Source organism: Nostoc sp., from assembly GCF_036919595.1.
Taxonomy (GTDB): domain Bacteria; phylum Cyanobacteriota; class Cyanobacteriia; order Cyanobacteriales; family Nostocaceae; genus Nostoc.
Window position 1 is genome coordinate 36,638 of the sequence record NZ_JBALCO010000085.1, and the last position, 13,544, is coordinate 50,181.

7 protein-coding genes are annotated in these 13,544 nt (G+C 42.1%); 6 read left to right on the forward strand and 1 reads right to left on the reverse strand.

Translation table 11 applies throughout. The features are described 5' to 3' along the window. Positions 1-15: 15 nt before the first annotated feature. Genes V7K21_RS12535 through V7K21_RS12545 form a run of 3 tightly spaced genes read left to right on the forward strand, consistent with a single transcriptional unit; the run spans position 16 to position 2,989 of the window. Positions 16-909 carry a glycosyltransferase family 2 protein gene (locus tag V7K21_RS12535; RefSeq protein ID WP_335174634.1) on the forward strand — a complete coding sequence of 298 codons (894 nt, stop codon included), beginning with the start codon at positions 16-18 and terminating at the stop codon, positions 907-909. An 11-nt stretch (positions 910-920) separates the two neighbouring features. After that, positions 921-2,123 carry a glycosyltransferase family 4 protein gene (locus V7K21_RS12540; RefSeq protein WP_335174636.1) on the forward strand — a complete coding sequence of 401 codons (1,203 nt, stop codon included), beginning with the start codon at positions 921-923 and terminating at the stop codon, positions 2,121-2,123. Positions 2,124-2,164: 41 nt separating this feature from the next. Next, entirely contained in the window at positions 2,165-2,989 is an 825-nt protein-coding gene (locus tag V7K21_RS12545; protein WP_442948875.1) for a WecB/TagA/CpsF family glycosyltransferase, read from the forward strand. A gap of 449 nt (positions 2,990-3,438) precedes the next feature. Here the strand turns inward: V7K21_RS12545 and V7K21_RS12550 are convergent, their stop codons facing one another. Further along, complete coding sequence (locus V7K21_RS12550) at positions 3,439-4,518, reverse strand: endo-1,4-beta-xylanase (protein WP_335174638.1); 1,080 nt, start codon at positions 4,516-4,518, stop codon at positions 3,439-3,441. Positions 4,519-4,906: 388 nt separating this feature from the next. Here V7K21_RS12550 and V7K21_RS12555 point away from each other — a divergent pair, with 388 nt between their 5' ends. The 3 genes from V7K21_RS12555 to V7K21_RS12565 all read left to right on the forward strand — a co-directional run bounded on the left by V7K21_RS12555 (position 4,907) and on the right by V7K21_RS12565 (position 13,420). Beyond that, complete coding sequence (locus tag V7K21_RS12555) at positions 4,907-6,304, forward strand: aromatic ring-hydroxylating dioxygenase subunit alpha (protein WP_335174640.1); 1,398 nt, start codon at positions 4,907-4,909, stop codon at positions 6,302-6,304. A 488-nt stretch (positions 6,305-6,792) separates the two neighbouring features. Further along, positions 6,793-10,383, forward strand: a complete 3,591-nt coding sequence (nifJ, locus tag V7K21_RS12560) for a pyruvate:ferredoxin (flavodoxin) oxidoreductase (RefSeq protein ID WP_335174642.1) — start codon at positions 6,793-6,795, stop codon at positions 10,381-10,383. 553 nt (positions 10,384-10,936) lie between these two features. Further along, a complete protein-coding gene (locus V7K21_RS12565; protein WP_335174644.1) occupies positions 10,937-13,420 on the forward strand; it encodes a beta strand repeat-containing protein in 2,484 nt (827 codons plus the stop codon). The last annotated feature ends 124 nt before the right edge of the window (positions 13,421-13,544 follow it).

Sequence of the window (13,544 nt, forward strand, 5' to 3'; positions counted from 1 at the left end):
ATAAAAAAATATTATATGAAGCAATCACAGTTAGCAGTAATAATGACTTGTTTTAATAGGCGTGAGACAACTTTGAATTGTCTGCGTGCCTTAGCTCAACAAACAAAGTCTTTTGATGTTTACTTAACCGATGATGGAAGTTCTGACGGTACTTCAAAGGCAGTGAAAGTTTCTTATCCACAAGTCCAGATTCTTCGTGGCAATGGGAATCTATTCTGGGTAGGAGGAATGAGACTAGCGTTTGCTGAAGCAATGCAAAAAGATTATGACTATTATCTCTGGTTAAATGACGACACAATACTAGAATCAAACACCTTAGAACGTCTATTGACGCTTCATCAACAATTATTAGAATCTGTCCGAGAAAATTCAATATTAGTTGGTACGACTCAAGATTTAATAACAAGAGAAGCTTCATACGGCGGTGCAGTGAAATCCCGCAAATGGTACTCTAATAAATATGAATTTTTAGGCTCAACTCAGGTGTTTCAAGAATGTGACACAATGTTTGGCAACTGTGTGCTACTTCCTCGTGCGGTTGTAAAAAAAGTAGGGAATCTTGATGCAGCATTTATTCACAGTTTAGGAGACCTAGATTATGGTTTAAGAGCAAGAAAAAATGGTTGCTCGATATGGGTTGTACCTGGATATGTCGGAACCTGTGGTAAAAACTCAATCCGCAACAGTTGGGTAGATACAAAATTATCTGTTTTAGAACGCTTAAGAAAGGTAATTCAAGTCAAAGCATTTCCGCTCAAACCTTGGACTGAATTCTGTCGTCGGCACTCTGGGTTTTTCTGGGTAATTTATTGGTGTTTACCTTATCTCCGAGCCATTATTGGTTACAAAAATTTGGCTGCATCTCCCACATTTGCAGAAGAAATTCCACAAAGTAGTTCGCAATCTTAAGGAGTTCCAAAATGCAGCGACGGCTTGGTTTTTTAGCAGCAGCACCTCGGATTTCAACACATCCTGATGCAGAAATGTCTGGCCCCCGTTCCCGAATTTTAGGAATTCTGAAGGGCTTTCAAACACTTGAGTGGAAAATCGAAACATTTATTGTTGGAGATAAAGTTTCAAAAAAATGGTCGGCAAATGGTTCCGGTGAATTAATCAGCAAAGGATTTTTTTACACCTTAGCAGTAGATTTTATCCGTCTCGGCCTTGGTGTCATTAACTCATGGAGAAGCTACCAAGAACTTAAAAATCAAGTTGATTGGGTGTATGAGTACGCGGCGACTTTGCAATGTCTGGGCTGGATATTCCAACGTCAGGGAATACCTTGGATTTTGCAAGCTGAAGCATTACTTTTTTATGAAGCAAAGGCAGAACGAAAAGCATTGATCCTGTATAGATTAGCTCAATGGATAGAAATTAGAGCATATCAAAAATGCGATGTTGTAGCTTGTGTAAGTGAAACTTTAAAAGAAATTTTAGTACATGATTTTGGGATTTCAAGTGAAAAAATTGTTTTGATACCAAACGGAGTTGATATTGATTTTCTTAATCCTAAAATACATGTCCCAAAACGAATATTTTCCGGTTTTACTATAGGTTTTATAGGTAGTTTATATGCTTGGGCTGGTTTAGACTTATTAGTAGAAACAATATCTGAATTACGAGCCGAAGGCTTAGACATTTCGCTGGTAGTAGTAGGCGATGGTGCAATGAAATCTGCTTGGGAAAAGCAGAGTCAAGAATTAGGTATTTCGCCTTATGTAGCTTTTATAGGTCGAGTTTCTTGGCTAGAAGTACCCCAGTATATCGCTGGATTTGATGTTGGTTACTCTGGGCAAGTTCAATTAAAAATGGGAAAAATGTATCTCTCACCTATGAAACTTTATGAATACATGGCAATGGCTAAACCAGTCATAGCATCAGCTTTTGAAGATGCTAAACGTTTGATTTGCGATCGCAAAACAGGTTTCCTATTTAAACCAGGTGATAAAAATGATTTAAAACGTACCTTATTGGAAGCTTATCATCAAAGAGAAACACTGCCAGAAATGGGACAATTTGCTTGCACTGAGATAGTAAATCATCACAGTTGGGCTGCTAGGGTACAGAACTTAGTTGAAGGTGCTGAACAAATATTGAAAAAACAGCGATCGCATACTCAGTAGTATTAAACCTTTACTCATACAATATAATACTAAAAAAATTTATGATCCGGACTTCATCTTATAAACTTCTTGGTGTTCAAGTGGATGCCCTTTCCATCCCTGAGTTGAATTTTTTAATTAAAGAATCTATTGAGCAAAATCAGAAATTGATTATTGCTAATCACAACTTGCATAGTCTTTATCTCTTCCATAATGATCCAACAATGCAAGCTTTTTATGCCAAAGCAGAATATATACACATTGATGGTATGCCTCTATTGTTTATTGGAAAGCTGTTGGGTTTTCCAATGAAACGAGAACAAAGAGTAACCTATGCTGACTGGGTATGGCCTCTGATGGCAGAAGCAGCTGATAAAGGCTGGCGTGTATTTTATTTAGGTTCAAAGCCAGGAGTTGCTGAACAAGGAGCAAGTATTTTGCGCCAGAGATTTCCTGGTTTACAGATTTCTTGCGCTCATGGCTACATTGATATGGATAAAGATAGTCAAGAAAATCTTGCCACTCTGGCTGCAATTAATGCTTACAAACCCCATGTATTAATGGTGGGGATGGGTATGCCACGCCAAGAGTATTGGATTTCCGAAAATCTTGAACATATTCACACCAACACTATTTTGACTAGTGGAGCCTGCATGGACTATGTAGCAGGAGCAATACCCACTCCTCCTCGCTGGATGGGAAAGGTCGGCTTGGAATGGTTGTATCGCTTGTTATGTGAACCTAAAAGACTTTGGAGACGTTACTTACTTGAGCCTTGGTTTGTTAGCACATTATTTTTACGAGAAATTTGGAGTATCTCAAGTAAACAAAAAAGAAATAGAATGCTGCTATTTCTTAGTACAAGATTTCACAAGTTTGTAGCGTGATTGAGTCTCGCAAGCCTTACCAGTAGGTCGGTCAATTCGTCATGAATTTATAAAATACTGCTAAGGCTTAATCATTAATAATGCTTCTCAATTGAGCGCAATATAAACCTAACAAGAACAGCCGCAACCCTTGTAGCGTTGAGGAGTAAGATTCAAAGCCTCTGACACCACATGCTTAAAGTCGGCAGAGCCGGACGCCAGTCGCTCATGGGGGAAACCCCCTTGGCGTTAGCCTCTCACGAATGGGAGAAGACCGCGCTGGCTCCCCAACGCAGTGGCTCCTCCTTTTAGGAGAGAGGTCAAAGTGTATTGCGTACGAACGAAAAGCGCTACAGTCAAGATGTTTTATTCAACTTTCATCCTCTTAAATAAGGAAGAATCTCGCCACATACTTCGTTCATAATGACACTTAAAAGCGCTATTTACATCTGGGTGCGAGTATAAGTTGCTTACTGAAAAGCCTGGGCAATAGCCTTGCGGGCAAGTTTAGGTTTGAGGTTCTCATCGAAGGGAAGCGGACGCAGAAATTTCTGGAACTCTGGATTCTCCTTGTATTTTTGTGGCATCCATTGAGGATAACGTATCCAGGTGTGACGATCAGTAATTCCCCATGTAATCACAGTATCAACTCCACCTACAAAGCACAGCTCAAGAAATCGTTTGTAACTATCTGCTATCATTTGATCGAGCTTTTCAATACTATCAGGAAATGGAGTATCAATAATAATATCTAATTCAGTAATTACTGGTTTAACTTCCAGGTCTTTTAACCGTTTTAAAACGTTACTAAATCCTTTCTCATCAAAAGGATAGTTCTTAGAAAACCATAGATGCGATTGCAGACCTGCCCAGTCAAGTTTGACCCCATTATTTTTCAGATATTCCACCATTTTTAAATAATGGTCTGATTTCCATGTAGCGCCTTCAATCCCAAAATCATTTAGGCAAAATTTCTTATTTCTATCAACTTCAGCTGCTATTAAAAATAAGTCTCGAATCAATTCTGGTTTTACCCCTCTACGCAAACCATAGCGGTTATCAGTTCCATCTGGAGTATCAGCGATAATTTCGTTGGCAATATCCCAAGATTTTAAAACCGGACTCTTGCGATAATGCCCCATGACACCAGTAACATGGCGTTCGAGCATTTTAAGAGTAGGGGGGTAAGGAACCCAGTCTGGTTTTGACAAGTGCCAAAAAAGGGTATGACCATGCATTGTCATATTATGCTTTTGGCAGAAATTGGCGATCGCATCTGCTGATTCAAAGGTAAATTTTCCTGGCTGTGGTTCAGTGCCGGCCCATTTTAATTCACCATTTGGTGTCGCAATCGAACATTCACGAGCAATCAAGTCAGCGTAATCCCTTTCTTTTCGCAAAAAGTCACCATCAATTGCTGTGCCATAACGCTTTCCTTTGGCGGCAGCTAATTGCCGAAGTGGAGAATTTACATTTTTAATTGGATTATTTGCTGCGATAGAATTCGTACTCTGGTCTTCTCTTTGCTTATCCTTTTGTAAAAACCCCATAGTCAATAAGGCAGAAAGGGTAGTGTATCCTGCTCTTGTTAAAAATTTTCTCCGATAAGGCATAAATTGTATTTCATAAAAAACACATAGTTTATTATATTGCAGAATAATTTTTGATACTTTTTGGTGGTTTAGTAATGATTCTCACAAAGTCATTGCACTCCAAAGAGCTTCAGCTACTTTTTGTCTCCCCCTTCAGTAATTTTTTGATAAATACTGTGCTAATGCTAACAGAAAACTTTACAAAGCGATGTCTACGACGGGCTATGACGCTCGAAGACTCGCTAACGCTTCGCTATTCGGCGTCGCCTTTGATTCATTCAGCAAAAATCGTTCAACAGCTTAGTGTACTAATATAGTTTTATAAATTAGGTTTCTAGCTCTTGTTATGACAACTCAGTTCTCATGGGCTAAACAGTGGTATCCTATTATCCCTTTAAGCTACTTAGATATTTTTAATCCCACTCCTATCACTCTTCTGGGGAAAAAATTGGTGATTTGGAGAGACAAAAATCAAAAGTGGATAGTAATGGATGATGTTTGTCCTCATAAATTGGTGCGACTATCTATGGGAAGCATCACTGAAGATGGAAACTTAATGTGTAGACATCACGGTTGGTGTTTTAACAGTGAAGGGAAATGCACTCATATTCCCATGTTGGCTGGTAACCAAGCAGAAGTAACTGCTTGTGATAGTTTAAGGTCAAGAATTACTACATATCCTACACAAGTGATTCAAGAATTGCTTTGGGTATGGCCAGATGATAGTTCAACAGCCTTTGAGGATTGTAACTCCAAGCAGCCAGCAATCATACCTGAGTCCGAACTAGATATATCTTCTACCTCCTGGCACATGACAGAAGTTCCAGTTGGTTATAGTGTGTCTGTTGAAAGTACTTTTGATCCTTCTCATGCAGAATTTCTTCATGAAGGAATAGGTATTTTTTCACCTAAAACAGCTGTGCCTATGGAACATTTTGAATCTGTTGGAGAAATATCTGCTCAAGAAGGTTTTACTCTCAAACATCAAGGCTACAATCTCTTCAACAAAGATATGGAAGCGATGCGGAAGTTTATTCCACCCTCTTCTAATACTACGATATATCGTTACCCCAACGGCAAAACTAATATTTTTCAGTTGTATTTTGTTCCTACACAACCAGGTTACTGTAGGTACATAGGCAAGTTTATTTCTGATGGAAGTTTAGTTAAAAGAAATTTTAGGTTAGAGATTCTCCCAAAGGATTTACAAACTGGGTTACAGCACTTATCTACGTACAAGTTAAGTGACCAAGATTTATCAGCTATGCATTCCCAAGAAGTAAATCAGTCATCATTAGATAAAAAATGGCAAAGGGCATACTTTATGCCTTCTCCGGCTGACGTGGGCATCATAACTTTTAGAAAATGGCTGGACGAATTTGCTGGAGGTAGTCCTTCATGGCAAGGGTGTGTAGAAGGCAGTTTTAAACAATTGAATGATGAACAACTATATGACCGATGGCATAGACATACAAAGCACTGTCCAAGTTGTCGTAATTCTTTGGTTTTTATAGAAAAGGTACAAAGATTTTCTAATATTTGCACTTTGATATTTGCACTCTTCACATTGGTTTTTATCTTGACAGGTCTTCATCTAAGTTTTGTATTGATATCAACTATCATTGCAGTCTTGAGTTGTTTATTATCGTATAAATCGAACGATATTAAACAACTTTTTCTTAGTAGTATTCCCAATAAAGGTTTACCTTTGGTCAAACTTTATGATGGCAATGCAGAAAAGTGAGTTTATAGCTCAAACTCGATAAGCATTATTTGTCAACAAATCTCTTGTGGCAAGCCTCCAAACTTCGGAGGCTGCTTTGTATCAAAAGCAAATGGAGATTTATGTTGTGGTCGAATTGAGAAGTCAAAAGTCAATAAGATTTCCTCATTTCGGGAATATTTTGTATCAGAGATTCCCGACCCTATACCCCACAAAAAAGAAGAAACAGCCTGAAAGTCTTATCAAACAGAGACTTAAGTTATTGAGTACATTATTAATACATATTAATAGATGCAGTATTGCGGATGAGATATTAATAGATGCAGTATTTGTTGAAAGTAAACTTAAGAGCCAAAAGCCATCAATAAATTATCCTTGAACACGGAGTAAATCCTACCGATAATTCTTTAATGTATATCATACATTCACTTTCTAGTTCTGGCTATTTCTGATTCTTATATTCACGTGTTCTGATAATGCATCTTAGAGGCGGGGACAAAAATCATATTATGAACAAAACTTTTGCAACCATTGATGGGAATGAGGCTGTCGCCCGTGTTGCTTACAAATTAAATGAAGTGATTGCTATTTATCCCATCACCCCCTCTTCAGCAATGGGTGAATGGGCAGATGCTTGGTCAGCAGAAAGTCGTCCAAACCTCTGGGGTACTGTTCCCAGTGTTGTGCAAATGCAGAGCGAGGGAGGAGCCGCAGGTGCTGTGCATGGAGCATTGCAAACAGGTTCCCTGAGTACCACTTTCACGGCATCTCAGGGATTATTGTTGATGATACCCAACTTCTACAAAATTGCTGGTGAACTGACTAGCGCCGTGGTTCACGTTGCAGCCCGCTCCCTGGCTACCCACGCTTTATCAATTTTTGGTGATCATAGCGATGTGATGGCAGCTCGTGCTACTGGTTTTGCTTTGCTGTGTTCCGCTTCAGTGCAAGAAAGTCAAGATTTTGCTCTCATCGCCCATGCTGCTACCCTAGAAGCAAGAGTCTCGTTTATGCACTTCTTTGACGGGTTTCGCACATCACATGAAGTGCAGAAGGTCAAACTGCTCTCAGATGGCGATTTGCGATCGCTCATCCACGATCACCTCATACTTGCCCACCGCAGTCGTGCGCTCACCCCAGATCGTCCAGTTTTGCGGGGTACTGCCCAAAACCCCGATGTCTACTTCCAAGGACGTGAAGGCGCTAACCCTTACTACAACGCTTGTCCAGAAATTGTCCAGCGGATCATGGATCAATTTGGAGAACGCACGGGAAGGCATTATCAAATCTATGAATATTACGGGGACAACAATGCCTCGCGCGTTATCGTTCTTATGGGTTCAGGTTGTGAAACCGTCCATGAAACAGTAGATTATCTTAACGCCCGTGGTGAAAAACTTGGTGTAGTCAAAGTGCGACTTTACCGCCCCTTTGATGTCCAAAGGTTTGTTGCAGTATTGCCAACTAGTGTAAAAGCGATCGCAGTTCTTGACCGCACCAAAGAAGCAGGTAGCGCCGGGGAACCATTGTATTTGGATGTTGTAGCTGCTATCCATGAGGCGTGGGCAGAGAGAAGCGCTGGGGAAGCAGAGGGAGAAAATACTCTCTCATCCCCTAAAATCATTGGTGGTCGTTACGGTCTTTCTTCTAAAGAATTTACTCCGGCGATGGTGAAGGGCATTTTTGACAATCTTGCCCAAGCTAAACCAAAAAATCACTTTACTATTGGGATTAATGACGACGTTAGTTATACTTCCTTAAATTTTGACCCTAACTTCTCTACAGAATCGGATAATGTTGTTCGGGCAATGTTCTATGGGTTGGGTGCTGATGGCACTGTTGGGGCTAACAAAAACTCCATCAAGATTATTGGTGAAGAAACCGACAATTACGCCCAAGGCTACTTTGTCTTTGACTCAAAGAAATCTGGCTCAATGACCGTCTCTCACTTACGCTTTGGTAAAGAGCCAATTCGCTCCACCTACTTAATTGACCAAGCCAACTTTATTGGTTGTCATCACTGGGGATTTTTAGAACGCATAGATATTTTGAAGACTGCTATTCCTGGGGCGACTTTGCTGCTTAATAGTCCCTATGATGCAGATAGCGTTTGGGAAAATCTGCCGTTCAAAGTGCAGCAGCAAATTATCGATAAGCATTTGAAGTTATATACCATCAATGCTAGCGAGGTTGCCCGCGAAAGTGGCATGGGTGGGAGAATTAACACTATTATGCAGGTATGCTTCTTTGCCTTAGCGGGTGTCTTACCGCAAGAAGAAGCGATCGCTAAAATCAAACAAGCGATTGACAAGACTTATGGTAAAAAAGGTGCAGAAGTTGTCCGCATGAACTTGCAAGCTGTAGACAATACTCTAGACAACTTGCATAAAGTAGATATCCCACAAACAATTCTCACAGACGCGATTAATCGCGTCTCTACTCTTAACTCCGCTCCCGAATTTGTGCGGGAAGTTCTGGGCAAAATCATGGTGTGGGAAGGTGATGACTTACCTGTTAGCACACTACCTGTTGACGGCACTTTCCCTGTAGGTACTGCCAAGTGGGAAAAACGTAACGTTGCCGAAGAGATACCTGTATGGGAGCCTGATGTCTGCATACAATGTGGTAAGTGCGTCATGGTTTGTCCCCACAGTGCCATTCGTGCAAAGGCTTATCAAGCGGATGAGTTAGTTAATGCACCAGAAACTTTCAAGTCAACAGGTGCTAAAGATAAAGACTTTGCCAATCAAAAATTTACCATTCAAGTTGCCCCAGAAGACTGCACGGGATGCACTATTTGTGTAAATATTTGCCCTGCTAAAGATAAATCTGAGCCATTGCTGAAAGCGATTAATATGGCACAGCAGTTGCCATTGCAGGAACAAGAGCGAAAAAACTGGGATTTCTTCTTGAGTTTACCTAATCCTGACAGGCGATCGCTAAAATTAAACCAGATTCGCCAACAACAACTGCAAGAACCTTTATTTGAATTCTCTGGTGCTTGTGCAGGTTGTGGTGAAACACCTTATTTGAAATTATTAACACAATTGTTTGGCGATCGCGCCGTCATCGCCAATGCTACAGGTTGTTCCTCAATTTATGGTGGGAACCTCCCTACAACTCCTTGGACAACCAACGCCGAAGGACGCGGCCCCGCATGGTCTAACAATCTATTTGAAGATAACGCCGAATTCGGTTTTGGCTTCCGCCTTTCCCTCGACAAACAAGCTGAGTTTGCAGCGGAATTGTTGCAGCAGTTGGGGAGTGAAATAGATGAAAATTTTGTCTATTCCATCCTCAAAGCTGAACAAAAATCTGAGGCTGACATTTGGGAACAGCGGGAAAGGATAGAACTGTTGCAGCAGAAGTTAGATGAAATCGTAACTCTCGATCCTAATCTAAAGTCTAAAATCCAAAATCTCAAATCCCTTGCAGACTACTTGGTGAGAAAAAGCGTTTGGATTGTTGGCGGTGACGGTTGGGCTTATGATATTGATTTTGGCGGCATCGATCATGTAATTGCTAGTGGTCGAAATGTGAACATCTTGATCATGGATACAGAAGTGTATTCTAATACAGGCGGTCAATCTTCTAAAGCTACGCCACGAGCAGCAGTTGCTAAATATGCCGCCAGTGGCAAGCCTGCACCGAAGAAAGACTTAGGCATGATTGCCATGACCTACGGAAATGTTTACGTAGCGAGTGTAGCGCTTGGTGCTAGAGATGAACATACCCTGAAAGCATTTCTGGAAGCAGAGGCTTATGATGGGCCATCAATAATTATTGCTTACAGCCATTGCATCGCCCACGGCATTAATATGACCACAGGGATGAATCACCAAAAAACTCTGGTAGAATCAGGTCGTTGGTTGCTGTATCGGCATAATCCAGAGTTGCTCAAACAGGGTAAAAATCCTTTGCAATTGGATATGCGATCGCCTAAGCAATCTGTAGAAGATTCGATGTATCAAGAAAATCGCTTCAAAATGCTCACCAAAAGCAAACCCGACGTTGCCAAGCATTTGTTAGAACAAGCGCAAGCTGAGGTTGATGCACGTTGGCAGATGTATCAATATTTGGCAAAGCGCGACACTTTCTGAACATCTACCCTGGTTTTGGTTACAAACATCGCGATGTTTGTCACAAATATTGCAATTTACCTCACTAAGTACAGCATTTCATTAATTCGTAGCGAATTAAATTTGCTAATACCTTGCAATGGCAATGCATCGGCTGCAATGTTAATGCATCGCTTTACAATGGCAATGCATCGGCTGCAATGTTAATGCATCGCTTTACAATGGCAATGCATCGGCTGCAATGTTAATGCATCGCTTTACAATGGCAATGCGTCGGCTGCAATATTAATGTGTTTTTTTCACTAAAAACGCTACGTTTTTACGCAAAATTGTACTAAGGCTGTGGTTTTAATTGTGTAGAACGCGTGCGGGGGAGGCTGAGGGAGCAAATTGGATTAGGATTTTTGTGAAAAATTCTGACTGAGTAGCTTGATATTCATCCTTTTAGTACAGTGGACGCGTAAATATGCCACCCATTTGAAATCTCTAAAACCCTTAGGCGATCGCAATTACAAATTATGAATTACGCCTTGCGGCATTAGTGTCTTTGCTAATGATTAACGACAAGTAACTCATGAAAACTAACACCGGAGAAATGATGGCAAAATCAACTTTTAACCTTTCCGATCTCAATGGCGCTAACGGCTTTGCCATCAACGGCATCAATGCATCTGACAGATCAGGCAACTCTGTCAGCAGTGTCGGAGATATCAACTCAGACGGCATCGACGACCTGATTATCGGCACCTTATCAGGGCCGAGTTACGTGGTGTTTGGCAGCAAAGGGGGTTTTGGTGCCCAACTAAACCTCTCCACTCTCAACGGCAGTAATGGCTTTGCTATTAATGGCATCAATTCAGGCGTATCTGTGAGCAGTGCAGGAGACATCAACGACGATGGCATCAACGACCTGATTATCGGGGCAAGCGATGCCTCCCCCAACGGCACCTTATCAGGGCAGAGCTATGTGGTGTTTGGCAGCAAGGGGGGTTTTGGTGCCCAATTCAACCTCTCCACCCTCAACGGCAGTAATGGCTTTGCCATCAACGGCATCAATGCATATGACAGATCAGGCATCTCTGTCAGTAGAACGGGAGATATCAACAACGACGGCATCGACGACCTGATTATCGGCACCTTATCAGGGCAGAGCTATGTGGTGTTTGGCAGCAAGGGGGGTTTTGGTGCCCAATTCAACCTCTCCACCCTCAATGGCAGTAATGGCTTTGTCATCAACGGCGACGGCTATCCTGTCAGTAGTGCAGGAGATTTCAACGGCGACGGCATCGACGACCTGATTATCGGGGCATTCGGTGGCAGGCGCGGCTACGTGGTATATGGCAGAAGCAGATATGCAGATTTTGGTGCCCAATTGAACCTCTTCAACCTCTACGAAATTTATGGCTTTGCCATCAACAGCATCAATACACGTCAGTTAGGAAGTTCTGTCAGCAGTGCAGGAGATATCAACGGCGACGGCATTGACGACCTGATTATCGCCGGAGCACCTTATGCCGAGCCCAACCCTGATGTTTCAGGGCAGAGCTACGTGGTGTTTGGCACCAATAAGGTTTTTTATTCCCAATTCAACGTCTCCACCCTTGACGGCACTAACGGCTTTGCCATCAACAGTATCATTGATGGATCTGTCGGTTTAGGCAACTCTGTCAGCAGTGCGGGAGATGTCAACGGCGATGGCATCGACGACCTGATTATTGGGGCACCTTATGCCTCCCCCAACGGCTTTAGTTCAGGGCAGAGCTACGTGCTGTTTGGCAGCAAGGGGGGTTTTGGTGCTCAATTCAACCTTTCCACACTCAACGGCAGTAATGGCTTTGCCATCAACGGGATTAATGAATTTGACCAATCAGGCACGTCTGTCAGCAGTGCAGGAGATATTAACGGCGACGGCATCGACGACCTGATTATTGGGGCACCTTTTGCCTCCCCCAACGGCGACGGCTCAGGGCAAAGCTACGTGCTGTTTGGTGGAAAAAATATCGGCAGTGGCACCAGCCCTATCCTAACGGGAACTGCTGGTACAGATACTCTTTTCGGCACAATTGGCAATAACATCATCGACGGTAAAGCTGGTAATGATATCCTCACGGGCAACGGTGGTCAAGATAAGTTTGTGATTCGCTCTGGCGATGGTAATGATATCATCACCGATTTTAGTGGCGTAGGAGGTAAAGGCTCAAACCCATCAGCAGCAGTAATTGCCAATGCTGATACACTGCAATTTATCGGTTCGGGACTAACTGCTCGAAATTTACAACTAACTGAAAATGGCAACAACTTGGAAGTCACTTTTGAAAATGTGGCATCCACCAAAGTAACTCTGCAAAACTTCAAATTACCAAACCTGGATAACCTGCCAGCAAGTTCTTCAAGACCTGCACTCGGCAATATAGAGTTTGACGGGCAAAGCAGCATCACCGACAGCTTCGATGTGATTACTGCTAACTCTACTCAAGCTAACATTTTCAATAAAAACACTGTCACCTTCCTGAATGACTTAAACAATAACATCGCGGGTTTTGACAACTCCAATGATGTGATTAATGGTCAAGGGGGTAACGACATTATTAATGGCAACAGTGGCAATGACCTGTTGCGGGGCGGGTCAGGCGATGATATTCTCATCGGTGGAGAAGATAATGATACTCTTGTGGGTGGTGTAGGCAATGATGTTCTCGTTGGCGGTGCGGGTGCTGACAGATTCCTTTACAACACCGATGCAGCCTTTGCCCTAACTGCTGTTGGTGTAGATGCCATTAGTGACTTCAACAGTTCTGAAGGTGACAAGATTATCTTAGATAAAACTACCTTTAATGCAATTACTTCAGCTGCCGGAACTGGTTTTAGTAACAAGAGTGATTTTCAAATCACTTCTTTAGCCGGGACTAGCACGGCGAAAATTGTGTACGATCCTGTGAGTGGGCAGTTGTTCTACAACCCTAATGGCAGCGCGACTGGTTTTGGCAGTGGTGGTCTATTTGCGACTCTAACTGGTGCGCCAACTCTGGTGGCATCTGATTTTGTCTTGCAAGCATAATTCGTTCAAAACACAGAGTTTCAAGCTTGGAACATGAAAGTTCAAGCTTGAAACACTGGTTTTGGCAGCGGTGGTCAATTTGTGACTCTAACTGGTGCGCCAACTCTCACGGCATCTGATTTTG